Here is a 16,059-nt window from a genome sequence, read left to right as displayed (position 1 = left end):
ACGGAAGCCGCCACCGGCGGGACGGTCGCCACCGGAGCGGAAGCCACCCGACGGACGGTCGTCACGGCGGAAGCCACCACGGTCGCCACCACGGTCGTCACGGTTGAAACCACCCGAGGGGCGGTCGTCGCGACGGAAGCCGCCACCGGCGGGACGGTCGCCACCGGAGCGGAAGCCACCCGACGGACGGTCGTCACGGCGGAAGCCACCACGGTCGCCACCACGGTCATCGCGGTTGAAACCACCGGACGGACGGCCACCGCGGTCGCCGCGGTCGTCACGGCGGAAGCCGCCACGGTCACCACCGCGGTCGCCACCGCGGTTGTCACGACGCTCGAAGTTGCCGCGGTCGTCGCGCTGGGCGCGCTGCTCCTCGCGGCGCTCCTGCGCGGCCAGCTCGGCGGCAGCGGCGGCGGCAGCAGCCGCGACCTCGGCCTCGGCGGCCTCGGCCACCTCGGCGACAGCGGCCTCCGGGTCCTCGCCACGCTCACGCGCGGAGCGGGCGACCAGGCGGTCGGCCTCCTCGCGCAGCTCCACGGCACGGCGCGACAGGCGCTCGAGCTGCTTGGTGAGCTCGGCGACCTCGCGCTCGGCCTGCTTGGCGGCGTTGTTCGCGGAGTCGGCCTGGACCTCGGTCAGCGAACGCGCACCGGTGATCTCGGCGACCTCGGGCTCGAAGGCGCCGGCGCCCTGGACGATGTGGCGCGAGGCGTCGACGCCCGCGTCCTCCATCAGGCGGAAGATCTGGCGGCGCTGGTGCGGCAGGGCCAGGGAGACGACGACACCGGACTTGCCGGCGCGGGCGGTACGGCCCGAGCGGTGCAGGTAGTCCTTGTGGTCGCCGGCCGGGTCCACGTTCAGGACCAGGTCGATGCCGTCGACGTGGATGCCGCGGGCGGCGACGTCGGTGGCGACGAGCGCGTTGACGTAGCCGTCCTTGAAGTCGGCGAGGACGCGGGTACGGGCACCCTGCGTCATACCGCCGTGCAGCGCGTCGGCCTTCACGCCGGCCTCGACGAGCTGCTCGGCGATGCGGTCGGCGCCCAGCTGGGTGCGCACGAAGATGATCGTGCGGCCCTTGCGGGCGGCGATGGCGGCCGTGACCGGCGCCTTGTCCTTCGGCTTCACGACGAGGACGTGGTGCGTCATGGTCGTGACGTTGCCCTGCGCGCTGTCGACCTCGTGCGTGACGGGGTTGGTCAGGTAGCGCTTGACGAGGGTGCCGATCTCGTTCTCCATGGTGGCGGAGAAGAGCATGCGCTGGCCGCCGCCGGGGATCTGGTCGAGCAGCTCGGTGACCTCGGGCAGGAAGCCCAGGTCGGCCATCTGGTCGGCCTCGTCGAGGACCGCGACCTGGACGTTCGCCAGGGAGCAGGCGCCGCGGTTGATGATGTCGCGCAGACGGCCGGGGGTGGCGACGAGGACGTCGACACCGCGCTCCAGAGCGAAGATCTGGTTGCTCATGGAGGTACCGCCGCAGACGACCTTCATCTTCAGGCCGAGCACGTCGCCGTAGGGCTGGAGGGCGTCCGCGACCTGCATCGCGAGCTCACGCGTCGGCGTGAGGATGATGGCGCGGGGCTTCTTCTTCTCGGTGTGGCCGCCGGCCAGCGAGGCCAGGGTCGGCAGACCGAAGGAGAGGGTCTTGCCGGAGCCGGTGCGGCCACGGCCGAGGATGTCCTTGCCGGCCAGGGCGTCCGGGATGGTCGCGGCCTGGATCGGGAAGGGGGCGGTGACGCCGTTCTGCGCGAGCTTGCGCACGATGCCGTCGGGCAGACCGAGGTCGCCGAAGGTGATCGTGGGCTCGGCGTCGGCGTCGTCGTCGCCGTCGAAGTCGTCGGTGGAGTCTTCGACGGAGTCGGTGGACTCGTCGGACTCGTCGGTCGTGACGTCGGCCTCAAGAGCCTCGATCGCCTCGTCGACCACAAGGGTCTCTACGGCGTCGACGATCTCGTGGGAGTCGTTCTCGGGCATGACGGCACGGTCAGAACTGGAAATGGACATGCGAAATGCGAAACCTTCCGGAGTCTCGGCACGCGCCCAAACTCCGTGAATCGCAAATCGACCGCCTCAATGCGGTCAGCCACGGCTAGGGAGAGTACGCGCCACACGGCGCTCTTCGGATTCGGCGCCGGGCAATGGGATCAAACGATCTATAACCATACGCACCCTCCCCCGGGTCTGGCAAATCACCTCGACCACGACAGCCCTGACCTGCGAAAACAACCCGAACCCGGGGCGGGTGGAACGGGGTGCCGGCGCTAGGACTCCGCTCCGGGCTGGGTGCTCGGGTCGGGCTGCGGGCTCGCAGGCGGCGACGTGGGTTCCGTCACAGGAGGCGTCGTGGCCGGCGGGTCCGGGACCGGGCTGGCCGACGGCTGGCCGCCGCCCGAACCACCGGAGCCACCGGAGCCGCCCGGACCTCCGGAGCCACCCGATCCGCCGGATCCGCCGGAGCCCGACCCTCCCGAGCCGCCCGACCCGCCCCCGGAGGGCTGCTGCGGGCCCTGGCCGCCCGCCCCGCCGCCCGGTCCCGCGGACGGCGAGGGCACCTCCGGCTTCGCGCCCGTCGCGCCCGGGCTCGGCGAGCCCCCGGTCGCGCCGGACGCCTTGCCGTCCTCCTTGGGCTTGCCGTCCTGGCTCCCCGTACCGTCCTTCGTGCCGTGCCCGTTGCCGTGGATCCCGGAGCCCTTGCCGGCCGTGGAGCCCACGCCCGCGTCGGCGCCGCCCTTGCGGTCCGCCGAGGAGGAGGCCCCGGGCTTCGCCGCGTCGTCGCCGACGCTCATGCAGCCGGCCGTCGCCGCGACCGCGAGCGCGGTGACGGCCAGTCGGAGGGAAGCGGACAACTGGCGCACGGGGTACCTCCGGAGCCTGAGGGTGAGCGGTCCGCATGAGCGGGTCAATGTGCCCAACTCCCTTTGCCCCGCAAGAGACACGCCCTCAGCCGAACAGCTGCCCCGCCACCTGCGACCCGAGGTGTACGGAGCCCAGCCCGACCAGCACCGAAGCCGCCACGTTCGCCGCCGCGAGGAACCGCCGGCCGCGCTCGGCCAGCCGCAACGTCTCGTACGAGAACGTCGAGTACGTGCTCAGCGCCCCGCACAGCCCCGTCCCCAGCAGCAGGTACAGCCGCGAGGAGGCGGCCCCGGCCAGCAGCGCGCCGGTCAGCACCCCCAGCACCAGGCAGGCGGCCGCGTTGACCACGAAGGTGCCCCACGGGAACACCGAGTCGTGCCGCGTCTGCACCGCACGGTCCGTCAGGTACCGCAGCGGCGCGCCGACGACCGCGCCCGCCACGACGAGCAGCCAGTTCACCCGCGTCCCCGCCGGCGCAGCGCCCCCCGGGTCACCGAGGCCGCCGCCCACACCGCGCCGAGCGCCGCGGCCACCGTGAGCCCGGCGTAGGCCAGCGCGGTGCCCGCCTCCCCCTCGCCCAGGAGCCGCGAGAAGTCCACCGCGTAGGTCGAGAAGGTGGTGAAGCCGCCGAGGATCCCGACCCCGGCGAAGGGCCGCACCAGCGGATGCGGCGCCGCCCGGCCGCCCTCGCTGATCAGCACCATCAGTACGCCGATCAGCGCGCAGCCGACCGTGTTGATCCAGAGGGTCGCCCACGGGAAGGCCGCGGGCCCGGCCGGCCACAGCAGGGAGATCCCGTACCGCGCCGAGGAGCCGAGCGCCCCGCCCGCCGCCACCGCCGCGAGCACCCGGCCCTGGGGCTCGGTGGCCTGCGCGGGGACGTGCAGGTCGACGTCCGGGTCGATCGCCTCGCCGCCGGGGACCGGCCGGGTCACCCGTAGCCCAGGGCGTGCAGGCGGTCGTCGTCGATCCCGAAGTGGTGGGCGATCTCGTGCACCACGGTGACCTCCGTCTCCGCGACCACGCTCTCCCGGTCCTCGCACATCCGCAGCGTGGGGTTCCGGTAGATCGTGATCCGGTCCGGCAGCACCCCGGCGTACCACTCGCCGCGGTCCGTCAGCGGGGTCCCCTCGTACAGACCGAGCAGCTCGGGGTCGTGGGCGGGCGGTTCGTCCTCGACGAACACCGCCACGTTGTCCATCAGCCGCGTCAGCTCCGGCGGGATCCGGTCCAGGGCCTCTGCGACGAGCTCTTCGAACTCCTCGCGCGTCATCTCCAGCACCGGGCCATTGTCCTCCGGCGGGGGCGCCTCCGGCTTGCGTGGGGGAAACCGTTTTGGCGATAGCTCCCCGGATCCCATATGCTTCTCACGTCCCCGACGCGCTGGAAAGCGCCCAGGCGGGCCTTTAGCCCTCATCGTCTAGTGGCCCAGGACGCCGCCCTTTCAAGGCGGTAGCACGGGTTCGAATCCCGTTGGGGGTACGCATTACCGTGTGCAAGACTTGGTCTCGCACACTGCAAGGTCCTGTGGAGCAGTTGGTTAGCTCGCCACCCTGTCAAGGTGGAGGTCGCGGGTTCAAGTCCCGTCAGGATCGCTGAAGCCGGAAACGGTTTCGTGGCTGGGTAGCTCAGTTGGTACGAGCGATCGCCTGAAAAGCGATAGGTCGCCGGTTCGACCCCGGCCCCAGCCACCATCAAGAAGGCCCCGTCCCCCGGACGGGGCCTTCTGTTGTTACTCCTCCTCGGTGGCCGCCGCCCGGGTCCTGCGGCGCCACTGCGCCAGCCCGACGGCCGCCGCCCCCGCCACGACCAGCCCGAGCAGCGCCCGGTCGGGGACCGCGTCCGCCAGGGACCGGACGCGCTGCTCCACCGCGAACGAGTCGTCCACGTCCAACAGCCCGGGCAGGGCGCTCGCCCCGTCGAAGGCCAGGAACATCGCGCCCAGGGCGATGAAGAACAGACCCGACAGCAACGAGGTGGTGTGCAGCTCGAAGCGGCCCACCCGGAAGGCCCGGCCGCGCAGCCAGCGCCGCCTGCCGAGGTCGAACCGCTCCCACAGCAGGGCCAGCACGAACAGCGGTACGGCCATCCCCAGCGCGTACACCGCGAGCAGCAGGCCGCCGTAGACCGGACTGCCGCTGACCGCCGCCACCGTCAGGACGCTGCCCAGGATCGGGCCGGCGCAGAAACCGGCCAGGCCGTAGACCGCGCCGAGGGCGTACACCGACAGGGCGGTCGTCGGCCGGATCCGTCCCGACAGCTCAGAGACGCGCTTCGAGGCGAAGCCCAGGCCGAGGATCTGGGCGAGCCCGAGCGCGATGATCAGCCAGCCGCCCGCGAGGACCAGCGCGTCGCGGTTGCCGTGGAAGAACCTGCCGGCGTACGAGCCGGCGGCCCCCAGCGGTACCAGGGTGCTCGCGAGGCCCGCGTAGAAGATCCCGGTCCGCGCCAGCAGCCGGGACGTGGAGTCGATCGAGTACGCGAAGAAGGCGGGCAGCAGCAGGGCGCTGCACGGGCTGAGCAGCGCGAGGAGGCCACCCAGCAGGGCGGCCAGGTATCCGATGTCGGTCACTTCCCCGCCGCCGCCCTGGCCTGGGCGATGGCCGCCGTGAAGGCGCCGATCGGCTGGGCGCCGGCGATCGGCCGCCCGTTGACCAGGAAGGACGGGGTGGAGGTGACGCCGATGGCGTAGCCCTCGTCCTGGTCCTTCCGCAGGGCCGCGGCGGCCTGCTCCCCGGCCATGTCCTTCTTGAAGCGCTCCAGGTCGGGGACGCCGGCCTGCCGGGCCAGCTCCAGGAGGCGGGCCTCGCCGAAGCCCTTCTCCTTGGCGCCGTCGGCGTACGCGGCTTCGTGGAACTGCCGGAACCGGTCCTGCTGCCCGGCCGCCCAGGCGGCCTTGGCGGCGGCCTCGGAGTCGGCGCCGAAGATCGGGAAGTTGCGCCACTCGATGCGCAGGGTCCCGTCGTGCACGTACCGCTCGATCAGCTCGGGCTCGGTGTCCCGGGCGAACTTGCCGCAGTAGCCGCACTTGAAGTCGGAGTACTCGATCAGGACGACGGGCGCGTCGGCGCTGCCGACGGCGAGCTTGTCGCCGGCCTCACGGCGGGCCAGTGCCTTCAGCCCGGCGGCGGGGTCGTTCCGGGGCGCGGAGGCCGCGGAGCCGCCGGAGGGTTTGTCGGCGGGGGCGGTGGCCTGCCAGGAGACGACACCGAGGGTGAGGGCGGCGACCGCGACCCCGGCGGAGACGAGGAGGGGCTTGCGGGAGGAGGAAGACATACGGGTGCGTACTCCGGTGAATGCGGAAGGGTGGGGCGGACCGGCAGGGTGAACCGGTCCTCCTAGACCCGCATCACGGAGAGCTCCACCGGGCCGGGCGCCGACCGGTCGGGCCCGCGTACGAGGACCCGTACGGGCGTCGTCCCGTACGGCCGGGCCCCCTCGGGGCACAGCCGCGCCGGCGGGACCTGCGCGTGCTCGCCCCCGGCCCGCGTGGGGACGGCGGGGGTACCGCCGTGGCCGGGAGCCACCGGCGCGCACGCCGGCCCACCCCCCTCGGCGACCGCGGCCACGTGCCGCTGGGCGGCGTCCGGGGCCGGGCCGGCCGCGGCCCGCGCCGGGATCGGGCCCGGGGCAGCGGCCGTCGGCGGCACGGCCGGGATCACCGCGGAGGCCACCGCCGCCAGGCCGACCACCACGGCCAGCACGGCCAGCACGGTGCCCAGGAGGCGCCGGAGGCGGTGGGGGCGGTACAAGGTGGGCGGCCTCTCACTCGGGTACTGCTCGGATACTGGGGGAGTCGTCCCGAAATGGTACGGGTCCGCCTCACAAATGCGTTCGCCACCCGGCGGCCCCGGGTGAGATCCTCGACCAGGTATGTCTACTTCCTTCGCCGCCCTGCAGACGCTTCTCGGTGAGATCTCCCTCCGCGACGCGCACCGCCTCGGCCGCCGCCTCGAGGGCGCCCGCCGTATCCGCAAGCCCGAGGCCAAGCAGGCCGTGCTCGACGAGATCGCCGCGGAGGCCGAGAAGGCCGCCGCGCGACTGGCCGGGCGCGCCTCGCGGATGCCGGAGGTCACGTATCCCGAGAACCTGCCCGTCAGCCAGAAGAAGGACGAGATCGCCGAGGCGATACGCGACCACCAGGTCGTGATCGTCGCGGGCGAGACCGGCTCCGGCAAGACCACGCAGATCCCCAAGATCTGCATGGAGCTTGGCCGCGGCGTCCGGGGCATGATCGGGCACACCCAGCCCCGCCGGATCGCCGCCCGCACGGTCGCGGAGCGCATCGCCGAGGAGCTGAAGTCCGAGATCGGCCGGACGGTCGGCTGGAAGGTCCGGTTCACCGACCAGGTGGACCAGGACGCGACCTTCGTGAAGCTGATGACCGACGGCATCCTGCTCGCCGAGATCCAGACGGACCGCGAGCTGCGCGCGTACGACACGATCATCATCGACGAGGCCCACGAGCGGTCGCTGAACATCGACTTCCTGCTCGGCTACCTGGCCACGCTGCTGCCGAAGCGCCCCGACCTCAAGGTGATCATCACCTCGGCGACCATCGACCCGGAGCGGTTCTCCCGGCACTTCGGGGACGCGCCGATCGTCGAGGTCAGCGGGCGGACGTATCCGGTCGAGGTCCGTTACCGGCCCCTGCTCGAAGAGGAGGGGGACGACAGCGACCGCGACCAGATCACCGCGATCTGCGAGGCCGTGGACGAGCTCCAGTCCGAGGGCCCCGGTGACGTCCTGGTCTTCCTCTCCGGCGAGCGCGAGATCCGCGACACGGCGGATGCCCTGAACAAACGGAACCTTCGCTTCACGGAAGTCCTCCCCCTCTACGCGCGCCTCTCGCACGCCGAGCAGCACCGCGTCTTCCAGCAGCACACGGGCCGCCGGATCGTCCTCGCGACGAACGTCGCCGAGACCTCCCTCACCGTCCCGGGCATCAAGTACGTGATCGACCCGGGCACCGCCCGCATCTCCCGCTACAGCCACCGCACCAAGGTGCAGCGCCTGCCCATCGAGCGGATCAGCCAGGCCAGCGCCAACCAGCGCAAGGGCCGCTGCGGCCGCACCAGCGACGGCATCTGCATCCGGCTCTACTCCGAGGACGACTTCGACGGCCGTCCGGAGTTCACGGACGCCGAGATCCTCCGCACCAACCTGGCCTCCGTCATCCTCCAGATGACCGCGGCCGGCCTCGGCGAGATCGAGAAGTTCCCCTTCATCGACCCGCCGGACCACCGCAACATCCGTGACGGCGTGCAGCTGCTCCAGGAGCTCGGGGCCCTGGACCCGACGGAGAAGGATCCGTCGAGGCGGCTCACGCAGATGGGCCGCCAGCTCTCCCAGCTCCCCGTGGACCCGCGCCTCGCCCGCATGGTCGTCGAGGCCGACAAGAACAACTGCGTGCGCGAGGTCATGGTCATCGCGGCGGCCCTGTCGATCCAGGACCCGCGCGAGCGGCCCTCGGACAAGCAGACCCAGGCCGACCAGAACCACGCCCGGTTCAAGGACGAGACCAGCGACTTCCTCTCGTTCCTGAACATGTGGCGCTACGTGCGCGAGCAGCAGAAGGAGCGCGGCTCGTCCTCCTTCCGCCGGATGTGCAAGCAGGAGTACCTGAACTTCCTGCGGATCCGCGAATGGCAGGACATCTACTCGCAGCTGCGTACGGTCGCCAAGACGATGGGCATCCACGTCAACGAGGCCGACGCCCCCGAGCAGCACGTCCACATCTCCCTGCTGGCCGGCCTGCTCTCGCACATCGGCCTGAAGGACACCGACAAGAACGAGTACCTCGGCGCCCGCGGTGCCAAGTTCGCGGTCTTCCCGGGCTCGGCGCTCTTCAAGAAGCAGCCGAAGTTCCTGATGTCGGCGGAGCTGGTGGAGACCTCGCGGCTGTGGGCCCGGGTCAACGCCAAGGTGGAGCCCGAGTGGGTGGAGCCGCTGGCGCAGCACCTGATCAAGCGCACGTACAGCGAGCCGCACTGGGAGAAGGACCAGGCGGCCGTGATGGCGTTCGAGAAGGTCACGCTGTACGGCGTACCGATCGTGGCCCAGCGGAAGATCAACTACGGCCGGATCGACGCCGAGGTCTCGCGCGAGCTGTTCATCCGCAACGCGCTGGTCGAGGGCGACTGGCGGACCCACCACAAGTTCTACGCCGACAACCGCAAGCTCCTCACCGAGGTGGAGGAGCTGGAGAACCGGGCCCGGCGCCGCGACATCGTGGTCGACGACGAGACGCTCTTCGACTTCTATGACCAGCGGATCCCCGAGCACGTCGTCTCCGGGGCGCACTTCGACTCGTGGTGGAAGCACAAGAAGCGCGACGAGCCCGAACTCCTCGACTTCGAGCGCGAGATGCTGCTGACCGAGAAGGCAGCCGGGGTCACCAAGGCCGACTATCCGGACACCTGGCGGCAGGGGCAGCTGAAGTTCCGGGTGACCTACCAGTTCGAGCCGGGCGCGGACGCGGACGGCGTGACCGTCCACATCCCGCTCCAGGTGCTGAACCAGGTCACCGACGAGGGCTTCGACTGGCAGATCCCGGGGCTGCGGGAAGAGGTCGTCACGGAGCTGATCCGGTCCCTCCCGAAGCCGATCCGCCGGCACTACGTACCCGCGCCGAACTTCGCCGGCCGCTTCCTGGACACCGCCGTCCCCCTCCAGGAGCCGCTGCCGGTGACGCTGGCGCGGGAGCTCCAGCGGATGGTCGGCGTCCCGGTCTCCGCCGAGGACTTCGACCTCACCCGGATCCCGGACCACCTGAAGATCACCTTCCGGATCGTCGACGAGCGCCGCAAGAACCTCGCCGAGGACAAGGACCTGGAGGCCCTGCGGCTGCGCCTGAAGCCCAAGGCCCGCCAGGCCCTGTCCAAGGCCGCCGCGGCCACCGCCGAGCGGGCGGGCGGCGAGTCGGTGGAGCGCACCGGGCTGACCGACTGGACGATCGGCACGCTGACCCGGGTCTTCGAGACCCGTCGGGCCGGCCAGCCGGTGAAGGCGTACCCGGCGCTCGTGGACGAGGGCACGACCGTCTCCGTACGGCTCTTCGACACCGAGGCCGAGCAGCAGCAGGCGATGTGGCTGGGCACCCGCAGGCTCATCCTGCTGAACATTCCGGTGAATCCGGCGAAGTTCGCCTCGGACCACCTGACCAACCAGCAGAAGCTGGCCCTGTCCAGGAACCCGCACGGCTCCATCCAGGCGCTGTTCGACGACTGCGCCACCGCGGCGGCCGACAGGCTGATCGCGGACCACGGCGGCCCCGCCTGGGACGAGGCGGCCTTCCGGAAGCTCTACGAGGCCGTCCGCGCCGACCTGGTGGACACGACCGTGCGTACGGTCGGCCAGGTGCAGCAGGTGCTGGCCGCCTGGCAGGCCTGTGAGCGCCGTCTGAAGGCCACCGGCAGCCTCGCCCTGGTGGCGAACCTGCAGGACGTCAAGACGCAGCTGGCGGCCCTCATGCCGGCCGGCTTCGTGACGCTCACCGGGCTGCGCAGGCTGCCAGACCTCATGCGCTACCTGGTGGCGGTCGACCGGCGGCTCCAGCAGATGCCCACGGGTGTCCAGCGCGACACCACGCGCATGGAGAAGGTCCACGAGATGCAGGACGAGTACGCCTGGCTTCTGGAGCAGTTGCCGAAGGGGCGGCCGGTGCCGGCGGCGGTCACCGACATCCGCTGGATGATCGAGGAACTGCGGGTCAGCTACTTCGCGCACGCGCTCGGGACGGCGTATCCGGTCTCCGACAAGCGGATCGTGAAGGCGGTGGACGCGGCGGCCCCGCCCTCGGCCCGGTGATCGGGTTCGACTGCACCCCCTGAGCTGCGGTACAGTCTGATTCGCAGCCGCCGAGCGGCCGCAAATCAAGGACCTGTGGAGCAGTTGGTTAGCTCGCCACCCTGTCAAGGTGGAGGTCGCGGGTTCAAGTCCCGTCAGGTTCGCAGAAACGTCAGGGCCCGTATCCCCCAGGGGATACGGGCCCTGACGCGTTGGTGGGAAAACCCCCTGGGCCGCCTTGGGCGGCCCGCACGGCCTCGGGGCCACCCTCGGGCCGCCCGCCACCCCGCCACACCACACCCGGCGGCCACAGTGGCCGCAGCGGCCCCTGGCGGCCTGCCGCGCCGCACGCCACCGTCACCGTCACCGTCACCGGGCGATCCGGCGGCCTCGTTCCGTCGCCGCGTCGCGTCAGCCGCCACCCCCGCCGAGATTCCCCCGTTTGCATGATGCGCCGTGGGGAACGCGTCCCCCTTACGGGGAGCACTACCGGTAATACAAGAGTGATCATCTGTGACGGGAGTCACCGCACGGGTTTTTGAGACATGCACTTTTATCACACCCATACGCCCGCTCGATTTAATATGTGCAATGGCACCTACCTCGCAGGCCCTGCTGCCATCCCCCGACACCGCCCTGACCTGGGCATAAAAAAGATCGCGCTGGACCCGGCGGAGTCCAGCGCGATCGAACGACTGAGGTCCTGTTGGGGCAGGTCCGGTCGTATGAAGCTATGTGGGTTTCATCGGATTGGGGGACCCGATATAGACCCGTTAAAGCGGGGTGTTTGCGCGACCTCAGGCCTCGCTGCGCTGCTGCGGAATTCCCGCGAGCAGGGCGCGAACCTCAGCCTCGCGGTAACGGCGGTGTCCACCCAGGGTGCGGATGGACGTGAGCTTGCCAGCCTTGGCCCAGCGGGTGACCGTCTTCGGGTCCACGCGGAACATCGTGGCAACCTCAGCCGGGGTCAGCAGCGGCTCGGCATCAGGGGTGCGAGCGGTCATGAGCGGCCTCCTCGGGAGAACCGAACCATCTCGGTTCTTTCCTCTAAATTCTGCACCTTGGCCCGCGTTGCCCGAAATGGACATACGCGGGCCGAGTCGGTTATAGGACGAACGGCTTGTCCTCGGCACTACAACTACACCATCCGTCCAGCCCTAAGGGCCAAACCGACGGAATTGCCCTCCGAGGTGTTCATCAGCGGCGGAAGCCGATGGACCGTCCCATAACGGACAGTCACCCCACTGTGACGATCAGTCACAGGGCGATCAGGAGTCGTCAGACCCCCCGTAGAGCGCAATGCCGAGCATTCCGCCCTTAGTTGGGCGGAAGGAACCCTCCCCGGACTCCTTGTCCTATTTTGGCACGAGGGTAGGGGAAGGGCGCAAGGGTGTAGTTAGTGCGGTCCGTCACGCTTGGGCCAATGGCCCGTATCGGGACGTAGGTCCTGGCACTACGTCCCGAATGCCATGATCAAGCCTCTGATCAGCCATTTATGACCGTTCAGCCGATACGCGGGGGTCCGTACGGGTGCCGCGCGGCCTGCCGGAACCAGTTTCGGCCCTCGGGAACTAATTCGCGAACAGTCTCTCCCGGACCGCCCGCCAGCGTTCCGCCAGCTCCCCGTACGCCTCGGCCGCCCCCGCCGTGTCCCCCGCCCGCAAGGCCGCGATGCCCGCCGCCAGCTCCCCCGCCGACCGGTCCGCCTCGAGCCGGTCCGCCGACAGCGCGTGCAGCAGCCCGCCGTAGTCCAGTTCGACCATCGACCGGGGGTGGAACTCCTCCAGCCAGCTCCCGACCTCCACCAGGCCGTCGGCGAGCATCCCGTACCCCTCCGCCTCGCGCAGGGTCCGCAGGGCCCGCGCGAGCCGCCTCCGCGCCTGCACCATCGGCGTCCGGTAGCGCAGCCGCTCGCCCGGCACATACTCCCGTTCCTCGTCGGACACGAGCACGAACCAGCGCAGGGGCACCTGCCACACCCCCGTACGGATCCAGGGGCGCGCGTCCGGGTTCCGCTCGCGCCAGCGCTCGTACTCCTCGGACACCTGTCTGCGCATCGCCGGCGGGAGCGCCGCGTCCAGCACCGGGCGCGGGAACCACTCGACCAGCTCCTGGAGCGCCAGCCAGCCGCGGAGCCGGGTGCGCCACGGGCAGACGAGCAGCACCCCGTCGACCTCCGCCGTGAACGCGTCCGCGCTCTCGTGCGCCGGCACCCCCACCACGGGCACCCGTACCAAGTCGGCCAGCGATCTGCGCAGTTCGTCCTGGGCCGTCGGGGCCGTCCCGCGCCGGGCGTAGTCGGCCCAGTGCGTGCGCTCCTCCTCGGGAAAGGCCGCCAGTGGCTCGTAGACGCGCAGGTAGGAGGCGTACGGGACGGTCGGCGCCGAGCGCGCGGAGGGCAGCAGGGGATCCGGGGTTTCGCTCACGCCCTCCTCCTCCCCCGCGCCGCCCGGGCGTACTCCGAGGGGCCTTCGTACTCCGGGAGAGTTCCGATCCCCGGACAGGTCGACTACGCGCGCCCCGGAGGTCTTACGCTGCTCCCAGCACGCCCTCCCCCACCCGCAGGGCGGGCGTCATTCCGCCGCATCTCTTCCATGGGAGTCACCACCGTGACCGAAATGACCGACGGCGTCCTGCACACCCTGTTCCGTACGGAACAGGGCGGCCACGAGCAAGTCGTGCTGTGCCAGGACCGAGCCACAGGCCTGAAGGCCGTCATCGCGATCCACTCCACCGCTCTGGGCCCCGCCCTCGGCGGTACGCGCTTCCACGCGTACGCCTCCGACGAGGAGGCCGTCCTGGACGCGCTGAACCTCTCGCGCGGCATGTCGTACAAGAACGCCCTCGCCGGTCTCGACCTCGGCGGCGGCAAGGCCGTGATCATCGGCGACCCGGACATCCTCAAGACGGAGGAACTGCTGCTGGCCTACGGCCGGTTCGTGGAGTCCCTCGGCGGCCGCTACGTGACCGCCTGCGACGTCGGCACCTACGTGGCCGACATGGACGTCGTGGCCCGCGAGACCCGCTGGGCGACCGGCCGCTCCCCCGAGAACGGCGGCGCCGGCGACTCCTCGGTGCTCACCGCCTTCGGTGTCTTCCAGGGCATGCGCGCCAGCGCCCAGCACCTGTGGGGCGACCCGACCCTGCGCGGCCGCAAGGTCGCCGTGGCGGGCGTGGGCAAGGTCGGCCACTACCTGGTCGAGCACCTGCTGGAGGACGGCGCCGAGGTCGTGATCACGGACGTGCGGGAAGAGTCCGTACGCCGGATCCTCGACAAGCACCCGGGCAAGGTCACCGCGGTCGCCGACACGGACGCGCTGATCCGCGTCGAGGGCCTGGACATCTACGCCCCCTGCGCGCTGGGCGGCGCCCTGAACGACGACTCGGTGCCGGTCCTGACCGCCAAGGTCGTCTGCGGCGCGGCGAACAACCAGCTCGCCCACCCGGGCATCGAGAAGGACCTCTCGGACCGCGGGATCCTCTACGCGCCCGACTACGTGGTCAACGCGGGCGGGGTCATCCAGGTCGCCGACGAGCTGCGCGGCTTCGACTTCGACCGCTGCAAGGCCCAGGCGGCGAAGATCTTCGACACCACGCTGGCCATATTCGCACGTGCGAAGGCGGACGGCATTCCGCCGGCCGCCGCGGCCGACCGGATCGCCGAGCAGCGGATGGCGGACGCCCGCGCCCCGCGCGCGGTCTAGGCACCTCCCGGGGCTCCCGGGTGCGCCCGCCGGGGTGCGGCGAGACGGAACTCACTGCACTTCGGCGGGTCGCGGGCCAGGAAAGCGTTAAAATCGCAGCTGACCAGCGAGGACGGGGCGCCTTGTTGGTTCTGCACCGGGGCGCGTCATGCGGGCGGCGTACCGTATGGCCGCGGAAGCAGGTACCGTTAAACCCCTACGGACGGTCTCTCCACGGAGAGCCCGCTCCGAACCATGAACGCGTGTCAGACTCTGGGGCCGTCGAGCCCCGTCACCGAGGGGGTCGAGCCATGGGGCGCGGCCGGGCCAAGGCCAAGCAGACAAAGGTCGCCCGCCAGCTGAAGTACAACAGCGGCGGGACTGACCTCTCGCGTCTGGCCAATGAGCTGGGCGCATCGCCGACGGATCCGCTGCCTGTCAGCGAGCCGGTCGAAGTCGATGACGATCTGGACGACGACGACCCGTACGCCAAGTACGCGGATCTGTACAACAGCGATGACGACGACGAGGACGAGGAGTCCGGTCCGTCGGCACAGCGTCGCGGCGCTTGACGCTTTCTCGAGAGCGTCTGCACAACAGGGTCAAAGACTGAAACCCGGTCCAGGGCATCGCCCCGGGCCGGGTTTCAGTGCTGCTCAGCTCGCGTAGGAACCGGTGAGGGTCGCACCCTCGGTACGGTCGCCGCGGTCCAGGATCTCTCCCGCGACCCACGCGTCGACACCCCGGTCGGCGAGCGCGGTCAGGGCCACGTCCACCGACTCCTGCGGGACCACGGCCATCATGCCGACGCCCATGTTCAGGGTCTTCTCCAGCTCCAGCTGCTCCACCTGACCGGCCTTGCCGACCAGGTCGAAGATCGCGCCCGGCGCCCAGGTGGCGCGGTCGACCGTGGCGTGCAGGTGGTCCGGGATGACCCGGGCCAGGTTCGCCGCCAGACCGCCGCCGGTGATGTGCGAGTACGCGTGCACCTCGGCCGTACGGGTGAGCGCCATGCAGTCCAGCGAGTAGATCTTGGTGGGCTCCAGGAGCTCCTCGCCGAGGGTGCGGCCGAGCTCCGCGATCTCCTGCTCCAGGGACATCCCGGCCCGGTCGAAGAGGACGTGCCGGACCAGCGAGTACCCGTTCGAGTGAAGGCCGGACGAAGCCATCGCGATGACGGCGTCACCCGTACGGATGCGATCCGCGCCGAGCAGGCGGTCGTACTCGACGACACCGGTTCCGGCGCCCGCCACGTCGAAGTCGTCCGGGCCCAGCAGGCCCGGGTGCTCGGCGGTCTCGCCGCCCACCAGGGCGCAGCCGGCGAGGACGCAGCCCTCGGCGATGCCCTTGACGATCGCCGCGACACGCTCGGGGTGGACCTTGCCGACGCAGATGTAGTCGGTCATGAAGAGCGGCTCGGCGCCGCAGACGACGATGTCGTCCATGACCATCGCGACCAGGTCGTGGCCGATGGTGTCGTACACGCCCAGCTGGCGGGCGATGTCCACCTTCGTGCCGACTCCGTCGGTGGCGGACGCGAGCAGCGGGCGCTCGTAGCGCTTGAGGGCGGAGGCGTCGAAGAGGCCGGCGAAGCCGCCGAGGCCGCCGAGGACCTCGGGGCGCTGCGTCTTCTTCACCCACTCCTTCATCAGCTCGACGGCGCGGTCTCCCGCTTCGATGTCCACGCCTGCGGCTGCGTAGCTGGCACCGGTGGTCTTCTCTGTCATGACAG

General features: G+C 70.8%; 14 protein-coding genes and 4 tRNA genes. 7 read left to right on the top strand and 11 right to left on the bottom strand.

Annotated features, from left to right (window positions below):
- The 5 genes from ACGFYQ_RS17505 to ACGFYQ_RS17485 form a co-directional block, all read right to left on the bottom strand.
- A partial coding sequence (locus ACGFYQ_RS17505) for a DEAD/DEAH box helicase (RefSeq protein WP_393744657.1) occupies positions 1-2,004 on the bottom strand: 2,004 nt, incomplete at its 3' end.
- A 257-nt stretch (positions 2,005-2,261) separates the two neighbouring features.
- On the bottom strand, positions 2,262-2,846 hold the full coding sequence (locus ACGFYQ_RS17500) for a hypothetical protein (RefSeq protein WP_393744655.1): 585 nt from the start codon (positions 2,844-2,846) through the stop codon (positions 2,262-2,264).
- Positions 2,847-2,940: 94 nt separating this feature from the next.
- Positions 2,941-3,315: a fluoride efflux transporter FluC gene (locus tag ACGFYQ_RS17495; protein WP_393744653.1), complete on the bottom strand. Its 375-nt coding sequence runs from the start codon at positions 3,313-3,315 to the stop codon at positions 2,941-2,943.
- The gene (locus ACGFYQ_RS17490; protein ID WP_393744651.1) at positions 3,312-3,791 is read right to left on the bottom strand and encodes a CrcB family protein; all 480 of its coding nucleotides are present in this window, start codon (positions 3,789-3,791) and stop codon (positions 3,312-3,314) included. Before ACGFYQ_RS17490 ends, ACGFYQ_RS17495 begins: the two co-directional genes overlap by 4 nt.
- Positions 3,788-4,138 carry a metallopeptidase family protein gene (locus tag ACGFYQ_RS17485; protein WP_376657960.1) on the bottom strand — a complete coding sequence of 117 codons (351 nt, stop codon included), beginning with the start codon at positions 4,136-4,138 and terminating at the stop codon, positions 3,788-3,790. Before ACGFYQ_RS17485 ends, ACGFYQ_RS17490 begins: the two co-directional genes overlap by 4 nt.
- A gap of 127 nt (positions 4,139-4,265) precedes the next feature.
- On the opposite strand from ACGFYQ_RS17485, the gene ACGFYQ_RS17480 reads away from it, so the two are divergent.
- The 3 genes from ACGFYQ_RS17480 (at position 4,266) to ACGFYQ_RS17470 (ending at position 4,550) form a co-directional block, all read left to right on the top strand.
- A tRNA-Glu gene (locus ACGFYQ_RS17480) sits at positions 4,266-4,338 on the top strand.
- 39 nt (positions 4,339-4,377) lie between these two features.
- A tRNA-Asp gene (locus tag ACGFYQ_RS17475) sits at positions 4,378-4,451 on the top strand.
- Between the two features lie 22 nt (positions 4,452-4,473).
- Positions 4,474-4,550: transfer RNA gene (locus tag ACGFYQ_RS17470), tRNA-Phe, on the top strand.
- Positions 4,551-4,588: 38 nt separating this feature from the next.
- Here ACGFYQ_RS17470 and ACGFYQ_RS17465 read toward each other — a convergent pair.
- The 3 genes from ACGFYQ_RS17465 to ACGFYQ_RS17455 form a co-directional block, all read right to left on the bottom strand.
- Positions 4,589-5,428 carry a cytochrome c biogenesis CcdA family protein gene (locus ACGFYQ_RS17465; RefSeq protein WP_393744649.1) on the bottom strand — a complete coding sequence of 280 codons (840 nt, stop codon included), beginning with the start codon at positions 5,426-5,428 and terminating at the stop codon, positions 4,589-4,591.
- Entirely contained in the window at positions 5,425-6,132 is a 708-nt protein-coding gene (locus ACGFYQ_RS17460) for a DsbA family protein (protein ID WP_393744647.1), read from the bottom strand. Before ACGFYQ_RS17460 ends, ACGFYQ_RS17465 begins: the two co-directional genes overlap by 4 nt.
- A 62-nt stretch (positions 6,133-6,194) precedes the next feature.
- Positions 6,195-6,608 carry a hypothetical protein gene (locus ACGFYQ_RS17455; protein WP_393744645.1) on the bottom strand — a complete coding sequence of 138 codons (414 nt, stop codon included), beginning with the start codon at positions 6,606-6,608 and terminating at the stop codon, positions 6,195-6,197.
- Positions 6,609-6,729: 121 nt separating this feature from the next.
- Between ACGFYQ_RS17455 and hrpA the strand changes: the two genes are divergently transcribed.
- Together hrpA and ACGFYQ_RS17445 are read left to right on the top strand one after the other, a co-directional pair.
- Positions 6,730-10,665: an ATP-dependent RNA helicase HrpA gene (hrpA, locus tag ACGFYQ_RS17450; RefSeq protein WP_393744643.1), complete on the top strand. Its 3,936-nt coding sequence runs from the start codon at positions 6,730-6,732 to the stop codon at positions 10,663-10,665.
- Between the two features lie 69 nt (positions 10,666-10,734).
- A tRNA-Asp gene (locus tag ACGFYQ_RS17445) sits at positions 10,735-10,808 on the top strand.
- A 633-nt stretch (positions 10,809-11,441) separates the two neighbouring features.
- Here the strand turns inward: ACGFYQ_RS17445 and bldC are convergent.
- Positions 11,442-11,648, bottom strand: a complete 207-nt coding sequence (gene bldC, locus ACGFYQ_RS17440; RefSeq protein WP_003949541.1) for a developmental transcriptional regulator BldC — start codon at positions 11,646-11,648, stop codon at positions 11,442-11,444.
- A gap of 567 nt (positions 11,649-12,215) precedes the next feature.
- Entirely contained in the window at positions 12,216-13,046 is an 831-nt protein-coding gene (locus ACGFYQ_RS17435) for a hypothetical protein (protein WP_393744718.1), read from the bottom strand.
- Between the two features lie 207 nt (positions 13,047-13,253).
- Between ACGFYQ_RS17435 and ACGFYQ_RS17430 the strand changes: the two genes are divergently transcribed.
- Both ACGFYQ_RS17430 and ACGFYQ_RS17425 read left to right on the top strand, forming a co-directional pair.
- A complete protein-coding gene (locus ACGFYQ_RS17430; protein ID WP_393744641.1) occupies positions 13,254-14,348 on the top strand; it encodes a Leu/Phe/Val dehydrogenase in 1,095 nt (364 codons plus the stop codon).
- Positions 14,349-14,638: 290 nt separating this feature from the next.
- Positions 14,639-14,899, top strand: coding sequence for a DUF3073 domain-containing protein (locus ACGFYQ_RS17425; RefSeq protein WP_328926452.1), 261 nt, complete (start codon positions 14,639-14,641; stop codon positions 14,897-14,899).
- Positions 14,900-14,983: 84 nt separating this feature from the next.
- Here the strand turns inward: ACGFYQ_RS17425 and purM are convergent, their stop codons facing one another.
- Positions 14,984-16,054 (bottom strand): phosphoribosylformylglycinamidine cyclo-ligase, encoded by a 1,071-nt coding sequence (gene purM, locus ACGFYQ_RS17420; protein ID WP_393744639.1) that lies wholly within the window; start codon positions 16,052-16,054, stop codon positions 14,984-14,986.
- Between the last annotated feature and the right edge of the window lie 5 nt (positions 16,055-16,059).

The organism is Streptomyces sp. NPDC048258, from assembly GCF_043201995.1.
Taxonomy (GTDB): Bacteria; Actinomycetota; Actinomycetes; order Streptomycetales; family Streptomycetaceae; genus Streptomyces.
The sequence above is the reverse complement of the archived record's forward strand: the minus strand, read 5'-3'. Positions and strand labels throughout refer to the sequence as shown.